Source organism: Flavobacterium sp. (assembly GCF_043722275.1).
GTDB lineage: Bacteria > Bacteroidota > Bacteroidia > Flavobacteriales > Flavobacteriaceae > Flavobacterium.
The window spans coordinates 58,222-73,952 of sequence record NZ_JAYSPC010000028.1 but is presented as its reverse complement, the minus strand read 5'-3'; the positions used below and the strand labels follow the sequence as shown (position 1 = coordinate 73,952).

Here is a 15,731-nt window from a genome sequence, read left to right as displayed (position 1 = left end):
ATTGATTGAAAACCTTATGCTTTTAGTTTTGTTATTTTAAGTTTAAAACATCTTTCATGCTGTAAATACCTTTTTTACCGGCAAGCCATTCAGCAGCAATTACAGCTCCAAGAGCAAAACCTTCACGATTGTGAGCAGTATGTTTTAATTCGATGCTGTCAACAGTTGATTCATAATTTACGGTATGAGTTCCGGGAACATCGCCAATTCTTTTAGCTTCGATATGAATTTCGTTGTTTTTAGCTTCATCAAGAGTCCAGTTTGCATAATTGCTGTTTTCGATAACACCTTTTGCTAAAGAAATTGCAGTTCCGCTTGGAGCATCTAATTTTTGAGTATGATGAATTTCCTCCATCGTAACTTTATAGGTGTCAAACTGAGACATTATTTTAGCCAAATATTCATTTAATTCGAAGAAAATATTAACTCCTAAACTAAAATTTGAACTTGATATAAAGCCAGTTTGTTTTTCATTGCAAAGTGCAGCCATTTCATCATAATGTTCTAACCATCCGGTTGTTCCTGAAACTACAGGCACATTATTGTTAAAAGCATTCGAAATGTTGCTTACGGCTGCAGTGGGAACGCTAAAATCAATTGCAACATCAGCAGTAGAAAGTCCGTCGTAGGTATTGGATTCGTCTTTTTTCAGAACAATTTCATGACCTCTTTCTAAAGCAATTCGTTCAATTACTTTACCCATTTTTCCGTATCCTAAAAGCGCAATTTTCATTTTGTAAATATTTAAATTTTTTAAATAACCAGAGCTATTTAAAATTGGTAATTAAAGGTTAGTCCTACGTTTGGACGAAAAGTTACATCGTTTGGATAAATTTCCGGACGCATTGATAATCTTTCGTTTACGTTAAACTGAATTAAAGCCGCATCAACATTGGCATCGATAATGTTTAAAACGTAAAAACCTACGACAAACAAAGCAGATAAATCTCTGTTTCGCTGATAAAATTTCTGACCGGCAACAAGTCTGCTTTCGTCCAGAAACTGGTAAGCGTCGTCATTATAACCTTCAAGTCTTCGTTTGTAAGCTCTGCGATAATCGCGGTATTTGTTATTATTATCGATATAAAAATATAAGCTGGTGCCAATTGCTCCGTAAACCAAAGGGATTTTCCAGTATTTTTTATTGTATGCCTGACCCAAACCTGGTAGTATTGCCGAGTAAAAAGCTGCTTTTGCTGGCGTAAGCGGGTCTATTTCTTTTAATTTGCTAGTGTCTTTAACGACCAAAACCGTGTCTTTTTTTACCTGGGCAAAAAGAGAAACGGTTCCTATGATAAAGAACAATAGACTTATGGGGACAATCTTATTCACTATCCGTTTATTAATTTTATAATTCGATTAAAGTCGGCTTCAGAATTAAACGGAATTGTAATTTTTCCTTTTCCGTTACCAGCGACTTTCACATCAACTTTCGCACCAAAATAATCGTTGAAAGTATTTTTTTGTGTTTCTCTAATTACAAAAGAAGATTCTGCTTTTGGCTTTCCTTCTTCTTTTGGTTTTAAGCTTTCGTGATAGTTTTTCACCAAAGTTTCTGTTTCACGAACAGATAAATTCTGGCTCACTATTTTTTGATAAATATCAGTTTGAATGTCTAAATCTTCAATGTTGATAATTGCTCTACCATGACCCATACTAATAAAACCATCGCGAATACCCGTTTGAATAATTGGATCCAGTTTTAAAAGACGTAAATAATTGGCAATTGTAGAACGTTTTTTTCCTACGCGCTCGCTCATTTGTTCCTGTGTCAATTGAATTTCGTCAATTAAACGCTGGTATGAAAGTGCAATCTCAATAGGATCTAAGTCATGACGCTGAATATTTTCAACCAGAGCCATAACCAGTGATTCATTGTCATTTGCAATACGAATGTATGCCGGAACATGTGTCAGGCCGATTAAAGTCGAAGCACGCAAACGACGCTCTCCGGAAATTAACTGGTATTTATTAAATTCTAATTTTCGAACAGTAATAGGTTGAATCACACCAAGTTCTTTAATAGAAGTGGCTAATTCGCGTAACGATTCTTCATTAAAATTACTTCTTGGCTGAAAAGGATTTATTTCTATAGCACTTATTTCAAGCTCAATAATATTTCCAACAACCTTATCAGCGTTTTTGTCTTCAACTGATGTAATGTCGTTTTCCGGATCTTTTAATAATGCTGATAATCCTCTTCCTAAGGCTTGTTTTTTAATTGCTTTTGTCATAAAAACTATTTGCTGTTTTTCTTTATAATTTCTTGAGCCAGATTAATGTAATTAACTGCTCCTTTGCTTGTTGCGTCATAATTAATGATGCTTTCACCAAAACTTGGAGCTTCACTTAATTTTACATTACGCTGTATAACGGTATCAAAAACCATATCGTTAAAGTGTTTTTGAACCTCTTCAACAACCTGATTTGATAAACGTAATCTTGAATCGTACATTGTTAATAACAAACCTTCAATATCAAGATCCGGATTATGTATTTTTTGAATACTTTTTATAGTGTTCAATAATTTTCCCAATCCTTCAAGTGCAAAATATTCACATTGAATAGGAATAACTACTGAATCTGCTGCTGTTAAAGCATTTAAGGTTAATAAACCTAATGAAGGCGCGCAGTCAATAATGATATAATCATATTCGTCTTTTACACTTTCTAATGCTTTTTTAAGCATGTATTCTCTGTTTTCTTTATCAACCAATTCGATTTCGATGGCAACAAGGTCAATGTGCGCAGGAATTACGTCAACATTTACAGCTGAACATTTAATAATAGTTTCTCTTGGAGTATTACTATGTTCAAGTATCTGGTAGGTCCCTATTTCAACAGATTCTACATCAATCCCAAGACCAGATGTAGCATTTGCCTGAGGATCAGCGTCAATCAATAATACTTTTTTTTCTAAAACACCCAATGAGGCCGCAAGATTTACTGATGTAGTAGTCTTTCCAACGCCTCCTTTTTGATTAGCAATCGCAATGATTTTGCCCATTTATTTTCTGAATTTTGAACCGTAAAAATACAATTATTTATGGTTTCTGAAAATCTATTTTGTTAACATTTAAGAAACTTCCATTAACCGTTGTATGGCGCATGTTTTGCGGGATTTTATTTCTCACTTAATCAAAAATAGCAACGAAAACCTGTACTATTTTTTTCTTGTTTTTAGTATAAAAGAACCAATCGCAAGTTTAAATCTTAAAAAAGACTGAAACGTTAAAATTGATTTCTGTTTTAATTCTTTCTTTTTAAATCTTTTACTAAGCTCGCCGTAAAAAATAGAATTGTAATTCCGCCCAGGATTATGCAAATCCACATAAACCAGGGTTGTTGCCAAAATGATTTGCTCTGAATTTCACTTTTTGCATTCGTTCTTTGCTCAATATCATAAACGAATGTTTGTGGTAAAATAGCGGCAATTTTATTTTTAAAATTCGAAAGATCATATTCCGGTTCCGTCAGGTTTTTATTGCCTGTTTTCAGGATATAACTTTCATTTATATTTAAATCTGCAATTACAGAAATTAACTTTTGATCGTATTTTATTTTTGAAATTGACAAAGGCTGATTGTCATGATTTTCAATTTTTATATAGAATTCCTTTTCGAATATCTCAGGAATTGTAAATATGTTTTTTGTGTTCGAATTCAGTTCAAAAGAAATGATTTCTTCATCAAATATCTGCGATTTTCTTTTTACATCTCGTTTTACTTTTTTGTATAAAATAGCCCTACGATTATAATAGGTAGGTTTTAAAACTTCAAAAGTAATTTGATTGATAACTTGTGGCGCATCAAAAAGAACATGAATTTGAGTTTCTTTTTCTGAAGGAATTTCGGTCGTTACAGATTTTTTCGGAACAGTTTCCTGCACTAAACTTCTGGGCAATTGTGTGGTGAAATTTCCAATTTTCAAAATGTTTATCGGAAGCGTTTTTCGATCATCAAAATCAATTCTTAAATAATGATATGTGCTTAACGGATAGGAAATATTCTTTACAACGCTTGTTTCTGTAGAGCTGTTTAAATCAGATAAATATTGTGCGTCAGAGATTCCGAACCATTCTTTTTGATCGTCACTTCCGGAAATCGAATACTTTTTTTCGACATTAGAATTAGCAATAAAAAGCGAAAGCTGATTGTTGCTTTTATTTGGCGGAATTGCAATAATAATCGAAGTGCTTTTCTTCGGGGAAACCGTTTTTGAAACAATTGCATATTCTTCAAAAGTATTTTTTGAAACTGTATTATCGCTTTGGATAAAATACGGAATCTCATTTCCTTTGGAATCAAAAATTCTGATATCGCTCAAATCCTGTTTTGAATATGACCTGATTTCCGGCGACAAAATGATTTCATGAAAACCATTTTCTGCAACCTTTTTTAATTTTCCGGTCGTTTGATATTGCCCAAACGAAAGGTTTGCAATAAATAATAAGAGTATAAATTTATTTAGTTTCATTGTCTTCCTGTGGCTTGTTTTCATCAATAACTAAAACTTTGATTTTTTGATATACAAAAGATATAATCAAAATTAAAATTCCTAAAAGGATAAAAGATATGATTTTTCCGGTTTCGGATATATTGCTGATATCGTATAAAAATAATTTTAAAATAGTTAATCCAAGTAAAGTCAAAGCGATAATTCGAAGTGATTTGTATTGTTTTTTTATTCCGATAATTAAAAATACAAAAGCAAGAATTCCCCAAAGCACCGGAAATCCTGTTTTGATGATTTTTGTTCTTGCAAGTCCAATAAAATCATCGGCAATAAAATCACGTAAATACGGCAAGTTTGTTTTATAACTCGCAAACATTGGGCTTGCTTGTATGTCCTCAGGCGTGATGGCAGAATTCATTAACACAAGTCCGTGAAGCATAACCTCTGAACTGGCGATATATATGATGAAAAAAGCAACAATCCACATAAAATAAGGACTTTTAAAAAACGAAAAACTGAATTTCCTGCTGATTAAAAACAATTGATATCCTGAATAAATCGTGATAATCAATGAAATGTAATGTATATAAAATGCGATTGACTTTCCGGTTCCTGAACTCATAATTTCCTCGTGTTCGAAAAATGGATAATTCGAAAACCAAAAGGCAAACAAAACAATATTTGCAATAATTATTAAAGTTGCAGCCTGATATGCTGATTCGGTTTTTTTCCTGATCATGAAAGTAGAAAATATTACCGAAAATATTAAATGATATAATATTGGTAATGAAATCGAGCTGTAAATACTTGGAATATGGCTGTTTGACTGAAATATAACTTCAAATAAACCTGTTAAATAGGTTATTAAAAGTCCAGTTCCTAACAGATATTCTTTGTAATTATCCGTATTAAATAGGGTATTAAATGTAGTTGGGTTTTCGTTTGTGTCTTCGGATTCGTTTTTTAATAAATACCAAACGGCAAATAATGAAAACGAAGCAAAAAGTCCTGTAATAAATATTGGATTAATAATAATATTAAGCTGTAAAGTGCCTTTGTAATATTTGTTCCAATCCATTATCAGACTAAAAACCATTAAAATATGAACGGCTAAAGAACCAAATCGATAACTTGAAATTTTTGATTTTTGTGCAAGCCATACTAACAAAACAGCTTCGGCAGCCCAGAATAAAGTAATATAATTGCCTTCAAACTGAATAGGAATTGCCAATGTTATAAAAGTCAATGTCAAGCCAATTAATAAATAAGCGGCTTTTTGATCGAGGTCGAATTTTTTGTATAAAATCCAGGCATAAACTAAATTTAAAACGGCAAGAATTGTTGTGAATAAACCTTTTAATTCCGGATGATAATGGCTTAAAATTGCCATTCCTGCGCCATAAAATAAGAATGTATTACTGGCTAAAATGGTAAGCTGAGTTTTAGAAAATTCTCCTTTTGATCGAATGTTGTTTATAATATTCATTAAAATGAAAATAAAATAAAAGGCAAAACCAAAAATAAGCGCGCCTAAATAATGGGGTTTGCCTGAACTTAATTCTTTAGACAACCACGCGCCATATAAAAGTACGGTAAATATATAGGCGAGAATATTAACGAGATTCCATTTTTTATAATAGGCTAAAGCCAAAATTCCGATGTTTAAAATAATGATATATGTAAACAGCACGACATAATTTCCCTCGCCGGTACTGACCATAAACGGAACTGCAAATCCGCCAATTAAGGACAGAACCGCTAATTCGAGTCGGTTGTAGGATAAGGATATTAAAGCGCTAAAAGCCGTAATAATCACCATAATACTAAAGGCGACGGTTTGATTGAATAAATGATAATCATGAAACGCGATCCCAATCGTAAAATAGAAAATAGCAATGGCGCCGGCAACAATTACAGAACTAAAAGCTGCGTAATTTTTACGTAATTTATGAGCAATTCCCATAACCAGGACGCCACATAAAACGCCGATTCCTACACGTGCAGGTTCGTTGATCCAGTCTTTGTCGATGGCATATTTTACAAAATAACTAATTCCTAAAACCAGAATTAAAACTCCAATTTTATTGATTAAATTTTCTCCAATAAATTTTTCTAAATCAGGATTTTGTTCTTTGAAATTTTCCCAGAATGATTTTTCGGGTTCAGCAGGAATAATTGGTTTTTGAACAGGTTTTGGTTCAACTGGATTGCTTTCAATCGGTTTGATTTCAACAGGTTTTCCTATGTTTTCAATATGAGATGATAATGCAATTTTTTCTAATTGTTCATCTGTAATTTTTTCATCAATAACTTGTGCTGCAATTTCTGTTTTCGCAGGTTCAAAAGTAGCATCGTTTGATTGATCAGGAGTTATTTTAAATTCTTCTTTTTTAACAGCAGGAATTGGAGCAACCGGAATAATTTCAATAGGTTTTTCTGTTGCTTTTAAAAGATCTAGTTTTTTACTCAGTTTTTGAATATCATTTTCAAGATGATCAAAACGACCTTTGATTTTATTAGAAATATAGATTAAAAAGCCAAATAACGCAGCTAAAAGAAAACCTTCCATAAACAAATAAGTATTGTGTTATAAGTGGTAAATATAATAACATTTTAATGCGGTAAGTTTTTTTTGCTTAAAAAGAAGCCAAAATGGAAACCGTTTTAAAATAAATAGAATATTTCGTGATGTTTTAAGATTTATATGTAATTTTTATTCGGTTTTTAGAAGCGTTTAAGATTATTTTTAATTTTCAAGAATCTCAATTTTTACAATCATTCCGCCACTTTTTTTGTTTGAAGTAATATCCATAAAAGCTTTTTTAGACAGGTCAATTTCTCGTCCGTTAATAAATGGACCTCTGTCGATGACTTTTACAATTACAGATTTTTGATTGATTTTGTTGGTGATTTTTAACATCGTACCAAACGGTAGTTTTTTATGCGCTGCGGTCAATTTATTGTTGTCGAATTTTATGCCGCTTGCTGTTTTTCTTCCGGTAAATTTATCATGATAATACGACGCATGAACGTTTTCTTTGTAGGGTTTTAACTTCTCAATTTTAATTTCTTCAATTGTTGATGTTGGATTTTGTTGCGCATTTGCTGATATGGCGATTAAAAAGACAATATATAGTACTATTTTTTTCATTTTTAGATTTCTAAATTTTGCGCAAAGAGAACTATTTGCAAGAAATCCAGAAGGTCATAAAAGATATTTTTGTATTATATAAGGACATATTTTTGGTTTGTTGAGTGCTAAAAATCTTTGGTTTTAAACCAAAAAAAAGAAGCTCTTTCGAACCTCTTTTGTCGTAATTGTATGTTTTTACAAAGATTATTTCGTCTTTATTATATTTTCCAGATACTCGATTTTATCTTTTTCGGCTTGTAATAAACGTTCGTAAAGCTTTTTGATTTCCTCTTGAGATTCAATTAATTTATCAAGCGGATTAAATGTACATGCATTGACATGTCCAAAATTAGCACCTTGACTGTTGCTGAAATCATTATCAGTGAAAGTATTGAAATAGTTAATCATATTTTCTTCAGAGAAATTTTTGATTGCTTCAACCGTTACGCCAAGTGCTTTTGCGACATCAGCAAGTTTTTCATCATCTATTGTTTCGCTGTTTTCAATAGCCGAAATTGCCTGTTGGTTAGTTCCTAAAGCTTGTGCCAATGCTTCTTGTTTCATGTCTTTCAGTTCACGAATACGGCTAATTTTTCGCCCTATATGACTTGGTTTTGTTAATGTGCTCATAGCTCAAAGATAATAATTACAAATAATAAATTGATAAAAAGGTAAAATACATCGTCATTACTTTTTGATACCAATAAAAGTAATATTGAAAAATGTAATAAACTGGATTACTGAAATGTATAAAACAAAAATACAATTTTTCATACAAGTAACCCGTTGGGTGCAATTAAGTTAAAAATACAAACTGTATAAATTAGAACGCGGATAAAACAGATTTGCTTTGCAAAAACGCAGATTTTCGCTGATTTTTATATAGAATTTAAAGAAGATCCGTGTAAATCTGTGTCTTCGTGATAACGAATCCGTCAAATCCGCGTCGAAATATATGTTTTGTTTAATACACCCAACGAGTATACAAGTATTAATAGAAACTGAATTTTGAAAGGGAGTTTATTATTCTACGATAGTTTTTAAATTGTTTGAAATTTCATGCTTGAAACAATTTTTTATCAATTATTGAAAATTTCGATTTTTCTCATGTTACTTTCTTAAATAGAATATTTTGGATCAAACGTATTGAAAATGATGTTCCGTGAATTGTCCTACAAATTCCATGAATATCTCGTAACGGTTCGATGTGTTACCAATACCTTTGTTTAAAAAATTAAAGGCTATTTTTATGAAAAAAGTATTGATTACAGGAGCAAATCAAGGAATAGGTTTTGAAACAGCCTTGCAATTAGCACAATTGGGTTATTTTGTGTATTTGGGATATAGAAATCAGGAACGCGGACTTGAAGCAGTTAAGAAACTAAAAGATATTGGGCTGGAAAACGTAGAGGGTATTTTGATAGATATTGCAGATGGTAATTCTATCCGTAAAGCCAGGGTAGAATTAGAGTCTAAAACTATTTTCTTAGATATTTTAATCAATAATGCGGGTATTGCCGGAGATGAACCTCATATTTCTACTTGTAATATTGATAATCTTAAAAAGATATTTGATACAAATGTTTTCGGGACTTTACAAACCATTCAGGAATTTCTTCCTCTTTTAAAAAAATCATTGAATCCGTCAATTATTAACGTTTCAAGCGAGGTTGGCTCTCTTACTTTACTTGCAGATCCGGAAGAAAATTCCAGTCGTAGTAATTTTCATGTTTATGGATCTTCAAAAACAGCAATAAATGCGGTAACTTTAATGTTGTCCAGCGAACTTAGGAAAGAAGGAATTAGTGTTAATAGTATTACACCGGGATTTACTGCTACTGAGCTAAATAACTTTCAGGGAAGAAAACGCCGGAACAAGGCGCTCATCCAATTGTAAAATTGGCAATAGAATCTAATTTGGGTATAACCGGAAAGTTCTTTAAAGACGGAGGTGAAGCTCCCTGGTAACCAGAACTAATTATTAAGTCATTGAAAAATGGATTTTAAAAAAAAAGAATAATATGCGTATAGTAACTCTTGAAGAACATATTTCATTTCCTGAAATGGCAGGTCAAATTCCTAAGGCAGCTTTAGGTGGGTTTGGAGAATCAGAAAGAATGCAACAGCTTTCGGCAAAATTGGCTGATATAACAGGAGCTCGCCTGGATTCTATGGATGCGAATGGCATTAGCACCCAGGTATTATCTGTTGATAGTTCAGGGGCTAATTTATTAAGCCCAAAAGACGGTCCTGCTTTTGCAAGGCAATACAATGATATGATTGCTAAACGAATATCCGGTTTTGAAAATCGGTTTACAGCTTTTGCCCATTTGCCAATGACAGCGCCAATTGCGGCCGCAGATGAATTAGAACGTGCTGTGACCGAATATCATTTTCGTGGCGCTATGATTCGCGGACTTACTCAGGAAAAGTTTCTGGATCAGCCTGAATTTGCCCCGATATTTGAGCGCGCCGAGAAGTTGGGAGTTCCTATATATCTTCATCCGGGATTGCCGCCAAAAGGAGTATCGGATATTTATTATAACGGATTACCAAATCATTCAGGCATGGCAGAAGCTTTGGCTTGTTACGGTTGGGGTTGGCATTCAGAAACTGCGCTTCATGTTTTACGCTTGCTGTATTCGGGTATTTTTGATCAATATCCCAAATTAAATTTAATTATAGGACATATGGGAGAAATGTTACCCATGATGATGGCACGATCAGAACGGGCATTCAAGCCTGGCAATGGCGGCGCCAACCAACGATCGCTAACGGATACTTTTCATCAGCAGGTTCATATTACCACAAGTGGTTTTTTTACCCAGCCACCGCTAAAAATTGCTTTAGATACTTTTGGTATCGACAACATTATGTTTTCTGTAGATTATCCGTTCAGTACAAACGAAATGGGTATCGATTTTTTGAATGCTATCGACCTTCCGGAAGAGCAACTGTTAAAGATTGCTCATGGAAATGCTGATAAACTATTGAAATTAAATAAATAAAGATATTTTGTATTGATGAAAAACATTCCAATAGATGAGTTACAAAAAAAGACAAATACAGGTTTGCAAATTAAAATTTTCGAACCTGAAAATGAACTTCAGCAAGAGAGGGATTATGATATTGCTCATAGGGATGATCATTATATCTTTTTTTTGTTAACAAAAGGTTCAGGAACATTAAAGATTGATTTTCAGGATGTTTTAATTACTGCCGGACACCTATATTATATATTACCTTCACAAATCCATTCCCGAATAAAGGCAAATAATGCCGAGGGATGGTTTATTGCTGTAGACACCTCGTTGATTCATACGGATTTTCGAGGAGTTTTTGAATTTAGGCTTAATTTACAACTGCCATGTAAATTGTCAGAATATGAGTTAACTCAATATAAAAGCTTACTAGGAGTATTACAAACCGAATTTGTTCTGCGACAAGGAGATAGATTCTATATTTCAATTATCCACACGCTTGTTCAGTCATTTTTAGGGATGGCAGCCAGTACTTATAATTCTTTAGAAACAACATCAAATACGCGTAACAGGCAGGCTGAGCTTGCTAAACAGTTTAAAAATCTGCTTGTAATTAATATTCATAATACAAAAAGTCCGTCTGCTTATGCATCAAAACTTAATGTATCAACAGGTTATCTTAATGAGGTAATAAAGGAGGTTACAGGTTCAACCGTGAGTTATTGGATTCAACAGGAAATATTCATTGAAGCCAAAAGATTATTGTACTATAGTGATATGGATGTAAAAGAAATTGCTTACAAATTAGGTTTCAGTGACTATTCTTATTTCACAAGATCATTTCGTAAAGCTATAGGTTTGTCTCCTTCTGAGTTTAGATTGCTCAATCAAAAGGGATGATTTAATTAAGTAAAACATGTCTTAATACCTGTTTTTAAAATCCTGTACATTATTTTAATCAACCTTAATTTTCAATTTATCTGTTTTTTTAGTTTCACTTGGATTGTATCCAAAATGACTTTTAAACAGGCGTGAAAAATGCGAAACGTTTTCATATCCAACTTCATCACAAACATCTGCAATTTTTAATTGAGTGGTAAGAAACAATTCCTTTGCTTTATTTAATCGCTTTTCCTGAATCCATTTTGCAGGTTTTGTATGAAACAAAGATTCAAATTCCCTGCGGAAACTCGATAAGCTTCTTCCGGAAATATAGGCAAGTTCCTGAAGAGAATAAGGTTGTAGATAATGTTGTTCTATGGTTTTCAATAAATCTTTAGTTTCATTGCGATCGATGTTTATTAACTCATTCAAAAATGATTGATTTGCTTGTGAAAGATCATAAAGTAATTCTAATATTTTTAGTTTGAATAATCCCGTTTTTATGGTTTCGTTATCTTCAAAATAAGGTTTCAACGAGGTGAGAAATGATTTTAAACGTTCTCCATATGGGTGAATAATTGCTTTATCATAATTTCCTGCTTCTTGATAATTATCCATTTCTATTAATTTAATAAAATCGATAATTATATCTTTCTTAAGTGAAAAAGACACACTTTCGTACATGAAATTATTTAAAGGATCTCCGGTTTTTACAATTTCAACGTAAGTCGCTTTTTTTATTAATAACATTTCACCTTTTTTTAATGAAAATTGCTGATTTCCAATCTGCAATTCATTTAAACCTTCTACAGCAAATAACAAAAAATGATCTTTCAACAAATTCTGTTTATGAAATGGAGTTTTATGTTGTTGTCGGCAAATTTCTGTTTTACCAATTTTATCAGATGTTATAATAATATGTGTTCCCGGATATGAATCCTGATCTCCCGTTTGCTTTATAACGTTCATGATATTTTTTTTTACGAATGTATAAATTTTCTTACCACTGATTTGATTTTTACAAATGTAAATAAGTTGTAATTGAAACAAATAGTCATGAAATAAGACATTTTAAGAAAAATCAAAATAAAGAATGTAACAGATCTTTGTTAAAAATTAATTTATAGATATTATGTCAAAATTTAAAAATTCAGAAAAAGTATTAAATATTAAAGGTTTATCTCAAGCAGTTGTTATTCCGTTTGAGAATCAGAAAATGATTATGCTTTCCGGGCAAATTCCGTTTAATAAACAAGGAGAATTAGTTGGAAATGATGTAAAAACCCAAACAATTCAAATTTTCGAAAATATTAAAAACATCTTAGAAACATGCGGCGCCAATTTAAATGATATTGTAAAACTGGGAATTTTTACTTCGGATATTTCTCAAATTGCAGGATATAGAGAAGCCAGAGATCAGTTTATCAACCTTGATGAGCCACCAACAAGTACACTTTTAGAAGTTAAAGGATTGTTTAGAAGCGATATCTTTATTGAAATAGAAGTAATTGCTATGTTGAAAACTGTTTAATTATAGAGAGAATTAGACACAACAAAAGTCTTTTCATTTTCTTGAAAAGACTTTTGTTGTGTTTCCAGTTCAAAAGACATCTCATGCAAATTCACATTATCTAAAATTTATAATCCATTTTTAAAAGAACATATCTTGGAAGAATCCTATATTCTGTTTTCGAAGTAACGACATCACTTATATATGACTGCCTAAAAGTTTTAGTATTGAATAAATTATTACTCGATAATGAAAAAGAAAGTTTGTTTTTTTTAAATATATAATTGGCTTTAATATCAAGGAAATAATATTTACTACTGCTAGCCTCTAAATTGCCAAAATGATATCTTTCAGTCTGAAATTCAGCATTTAAATTTTTATTAAAGCTTAGCAAAAGATCAAAAAAGGTGAGATTGTCAGTATTTTTATTAAGATCCGATGTTCTAATTTCATTTATAGTCCATTTAGTTCCCAAATGATAATTTAAAAAACCTTTAAAATTTGATCTTATTTCTATACTTGAAACTGTAATTCCTGATTCTACTTCTCTTAATTCATTATTTACAATGTTTTTATAGTTGCTTTTAGAATAATTTGCCTCAACTTTTAAAGTAGATGAAATATCGCTAAAAAAATAACTCATATCAAGATCTGCTCTAAACATAGATCTGTTTTTAATTATAATTTTTTCTAACTGAGAATAATTTTGTAGAATAACGGCATTTGTAGAATAAAAGTCAAAATTTTTATAATAATAAATAGAGGCATTTGATGAAAATTTACTTTCCCAGTTTCCTAATCCATATTTTAGAAAAAATACATTTGATTGTAGCTGATTAAATTGTCCTGTTCCTTTTTGAAAGCTTTTATAACTTGTCAATACATACCCGTTGTAGACATCTAAAATTTTGGCATTTGTTGTATTATAAGAAAACGAAGTGCTAATTTTATTGTTTTGGTTAATTTCCCAACTTAAAACCAAAGATGGATTTATGAATAAATTATTATTTTTTTCAACAATTTCAGTAGTCTTCAGATCTGAAATAAAGTCATGTAATTCGACCTTGGCTTCTATTGCAAATTTTCTGAAAAAATAATTATATTTTGATTTAAAATAAATATCCTGAGTGCCAAAATTTACTTTATTAGCATAATCTGCGGGAGCAATAATACTATTATCGTTCTCTAAAAACTCTAATTCCGAATTAAAATAATCTTGCCTGTTTTCATATCCTGCCTTAAATTCTAAAAGATTTCCTTTTTGTTTTTTATCAAAAAAATGAGTTTCAAAACCCAAAAAATTCAGCTTGTCATTACTTCCCTGACTTACGTTATTTGCAGTAACGCCACCTGGTAATATATCGTTGAAAAGAAAAACGTTATTGTAATAATTTTGCGGTGCCTTTTCATTTATTATTCTTCCTGTAAAAATTAAAACTTTATTGCTTCTAAATCTATTGGTATAAACCGCTTTTTGGTCGATGAGTTGTGTTTTTTCATTAAGTTTTTCCCAGGATTTTTCTTCATTAAAAATTAAATTTGTGTTTGTATTACCGTTTTCTAAACTGTATTTACTTATAAATTCAAACGATTCATTACTGGAGATATCATAATTGAAATTAATTTTTGCAAAGCCAATCTTTTTTTTCTTACTTAAATTGTAATCTTCAAAATTAGTAAACGCAGTATTTTCAAAATGATATTCATCTATTCCTTTTCTGAAAAAATCATTTTTATCTGAATTATAAAATCCTATAACTTTTAATTTTACTTTTGAAGAAATCGTAAATATAGAATTTAAGGATATTAATTCGGCATTATTAAAATTCGTTCTTTCTTCTTTTAAATTGGGTTTTGAAGTGTTTAAACTGAGCAATGTTTCAGAGTTTTCATCGTCTCCAATACTGCTTATTCCATCTAAATTCACAGGTCTGATGATGTAATTTATATCTCCTACGGCATCAACTCCTACGTTGTTAAGATTTCCTATTGCATAAAATTTTGCTTTTTTTTCAAACGACATCAAATTAGTTCTTACATCATACCTATTCTCTGATGCAACGCCATAGCCTAAACTCATGTTTCCGAACCATTGAGATTTAATTTCATCTTTTAAAGTAAGATTCAGCGCTACTTTATCACTATTTTCAATGTTTTTTAGCAATCGGTTATTTGAATATTTTTTATAAATCTCAATTTTATCAACCGTAGATGCGTTCAAATTTTTTGTGAGAAGTTTATAACCATGCTCAAAAAAATCATCGCCGTCAATCATTACTTTCTCAACTTCTTTAGTGCCAACTTTAATCGTTCCGTTTTCAGAAATATTTAGTCCGGGTATTTTTCTCAATAAATCTTCAAGAACAGTTTCATTTCCTTGGGCAAATGCTTTTGCATTAATAACAATTGTATCGGTTTTTACTGTTATTGGTTTTTCAGTTTTGATTACAACTTCGTCAAGAAAAGTTGTTTCGTCCTGAAGTATTACATTTTGAATATATTTTTTACCAGTTTCTATAGCAATTTGGAATATAGTTGGTTTATATAATATTGCTGTAAAACTAATTTCATAATTACCTGATTCTTCAACCTCCAAGACGTAACTTCCATCTTTAAGTGTACGTGTAAAAGCCACTATAGAATTATTGACTTGCGATTTAATAAATACATTGCTAAAAGAAACCGGATTAGAATCCTTATCCCGAACAATTCCGGAAATGGATGTTTGAGAGTTTAAAAAGTTAACAGTTAAAATTTGCATGAGCAAAAA

General features: G+C 31.3%; 14 protein-coding genes. 4 read left to right on the top strand and 10 right to left on the bottom strand.

The features are described from left to right. Window positions 1–31 precede the first annotated feature (31 nt). The 8 genes from dapB to ACHZDT_RS03640 form a co-directional block, all read right to left on the bottom strand. Window positions 32–733: a 4-hydroxy-tetrahydrodipicolinate reductase gene (dapB, locus tag ACHZDT_RS03675; protein WP_394773304.1), complete on the bottom strand. Its 702-nt coding sequence runs from the start codon at window positions 731–733 to the stop codon at window positions 32–34. Between the two features lie 38 nt (window positions 734–771). Continuing rightward, window positions 772–1,332: a DUF5683 domain-containing protein gene (locus ACHZDT_RS03670; RefSeq protein WP_394773303.1), complete on the bottom strand. Its 561-nt coding sequence runs from the start codon at window positions 1,330–1,332 to the stop codon at window positions 772–774. After that, entirely contained in the window at window positions 1,332–2,234 is a 903-nt protein-coding gene (locus ACHZDT_RS03665; RefSeq protein ID WP_394773302.1) for a ParB/RepB/Spo0J family partition protein, read from the bottom strand. Before ACHZDT_RS03665 ends, ACHZDT_RS03670 begins: the two co-directional genes overlap by 1 nt. A gap of 5 nt (window positions 2,235–2,239) precedes the next feature. After that, window positions 2,240–3,007, bottom strand: a complete 768-nt coding sequence (locus ACHZDT_RS03660; protein WP_394773301.1) for a ParA family protein — start codon at window positions 3,005–3,007, stop codon at window positions 2,240–2,242. A gap of 242 nt (window positions 3,008–3,249) precedes the next feature. After that, a complete protein-coding gene (locus tag ACHZDT_RS03655; protein WP_394773300.1) occupies window positions 3,250–4,476 on the bottom strand; it encodes a hypothetical protein in 1,227 nt (408 codons plus the stop codon). Continuing rightward, complete coding sequence (locus ACHZDT_RS03650; RefSeq protein ID WP_394773299.1) at window positions 4,463–7,024, bottom strand: DUF2339 domain-containing protein; 2,562 nt, start codon at window positions 7,022–7,024, stop codon at window positions 4,463–4,465. The genes ACHZDT_RS03655 and ACHZDT_RS03650 overlap by 14 nt, the downstream gene beginning before the upstream one ends. Window positions 7,025–7,201: 177 nt before the next feature. Beyond that, entirely contained in the window at window positions 7,202–7,606 is a 405-nt protein-coding gene (locus ACHZDT_RS03645) for a septal ring lytic transglycosylase RlpA family protein (protein WP_394773298.1), read from the bottom strand. A 186-nt stretch (window positions 7,607–7,792) separates the two neighbouring features. Then, entirely contained in the window at window positions 7,793–8,218 is a 426-nt protein-coding gene (locus ACHZDT_RS03640) for a helix-turn-helix domain-containing protein (protein ID WP_394773297.1), read from the bottom strand. Window positions 8,219–8,837: 619 nt separating this feature from the next. Here ACHZDT_RS03640 and ACHZDT_RS03635 point away from each other — a divergent pair. From ACHZDT_RS03635 to ACHZDT_RS03625, 3 genes are all read left to right on the top strand, one after another. Beyond that, complete coding sequence (locus tag ACHZDT_RS03635) at window positions 8,838–9,485, top strand: SDR family NAD(P)-dependent oxidoreductase (protein WP_394773296.1); 648 nt, start codon at window positions 8,838–8,840, stop codon at window positions 9,483–9,485. A gap of 124 nt (window positions 9,486–9,609) precedes the next feature. Continuing rightward, window positions 9,610–10,596: an amidohydrolase family protein gene (locus tag ACHZDT_RS03630; protein WP_394773295.1), complete on the top strand. Its 987-nt coding sequence runs from the start codon at window positions 9,610–9,612 to the stop codon at window positions 10,594–10,596. A 15-nt stretch (window positions 10,597–10,611) separates the two neighbouring features. Further along, complete coding sequence (locus tag ACHZDT_RS03625) at window positions 10,612–11,469, top strand: helix-turn-helix domain-containing protein (RefSeq protein WP_394773294.1); 858 nt, start codon at window positions 10,612–10,614, stop codon at window positions 11,467–11,469. A gap of 54 nt (window positions 11,470–11,523) precedes the next feature. Here the strand turns inward: ACHZDT_RS03625 and ACHZDT_RS03620 are convergent, their stop codons facing one another. Beyond that, window positions 11,524–12,420: a helix-turn-helix domain-containing protein gene (locus ACHZDT_RS03620; protein ID WP_394773293.1), complete on the bottom strand. Its 897-nt coding sequence runs from the start codon at window positions 12,418–12,420 to the stop codon at window positions 11,524–11,526. 163 nt (window positions 12,421–12,583) lie between these two features. Between ACHZDT_RS03620 and ACHZDT_RS03615 the strand changes: the two genes are divergently transcribed. Next, complete coding sequence (locus tag ACHZDT_RS03615) at window positions 12,584–12,982, top strand: RidA family protein (protein WP_394773292.1); 399 nt, start codon at window positions 12,584–12,586, stop codon at window positions 12,980–12,982. Window positions 12,983–13,082: 100 nt separating this feature from the next. Here ACHZDT_RS03615 and ACHZDT_RS03610 read toward each other — a convergent pair whose 3' ends face one another. Then, window positions 13,083–15,722, bottom strand: a complete 2,640-nt coding sequence (locus ACHZDT_RS03610) for a carboxypeptidase regulatory-like domain-containing protein (RefSeq protein ID WP_394773291.1) — start codon at window positions 15,720–15,722, stop codon at window positions 13,083–13,085. Between the last annotated feature and the right edge of the window lie 9 nt (window positions 15,723–15,731).

Excerpts from the sequence above, each read along its gene's own strand:
- dapB (WP_394773304.1), bottom strand. The coding sequence starts at position 733 with ATGAAAATTGCGCTTTTAGGATACGGAAAAATGGGTAAAGTAATTGAA.
- ACHZDT_RS03655 (WP_394773300.1), bottom strand. The coding sequence starts at position 4,476 with ATGAAACTAAATAAATTTATACTCTTATTATTTATTGCAAACCTTTCG.
- ACHZDT_RS03615 (WP_394773292.1), top strand. The coding sequence starts at position 12,584 with ATGTCAAAATTTAAAAATTCAGAAAAAGTATTAAATATTAAAGGTTTA.
- ACHZDT_RS03665 (WP_394773302.1), bottom strand. The coding sequence starts at position 2,234 with ATGACAAAAGCAATTAAAAAACAAGCCTTAGGAAGAGGATTATCAGCA.
- ACHZDT_RS03650 (WP_394773299.1), bottom strand. The coding sequence starts at position 7,024 with ATGGAAGGTTTTCTTTTAGCTGCGTTATTTGGCTTTTTAATCTATATT.
- ACHZDT_RS03635 (WP_394773296.1), top strand. The coding sequence starts at position 8,838 with ATGAAAAAAGTATTGATTACAGGAGCAAATCAAGGAATAGGTTTTGAA.
- ACHZDT_RS03645 (WP_394773298.1), bottom strand. The coding sequence starts at position 7,606 with ATGAAAAAAATAGTACTATATATTGTCTTTTTAATCGCCATATCAGCA.
- ACHZDT_RS03630 (WP_394773295.1), top strand. The coding sequence starts at position 9,610 with ATGCGTATAGTAACTCTTGAAGAACATATTTCATTTCCTGAAATGGCA.
- ACHZDT_RS03660 (WP_394773301.1), bottom strand. The coding sequence starts at position 3,007 with ATGGGCAAAATCATTGCGATTGCTAATCAAAAAGGAGGCGTTGGAAAG.
- ACHZDT_RS03625 (WP_394773294.1), top strand. The coding sequence starts at position 10,612 with ATGAAAAACATTCCAATAGATGAGTTACAAAAAAAGACAAATACAGGT.
- ACHZDT_RS03620 (WP_394773293.1), bottom strand. The coding sequence starts at position 12,420 with ATGAACGTTATAAAGCAAACGGGAGATCAGGATTCATATCCGGGAACA.
- ACHZDT_RS03610 (WP_394773291.1), bottom strand. The coding sequence starts at position 15,722 with ATGCAAATTTTAACTGTTAACTTTTTAAACTCTCAAACATCCATTTCC.
- ACHZDT_RS03640 (WP_394773297.1), bottom strand. The coding sequence starts at position 8,218 with ATGAGCACATTAACAAAACCAAGTCATATAGGGCGAAAAATTAGCCGT.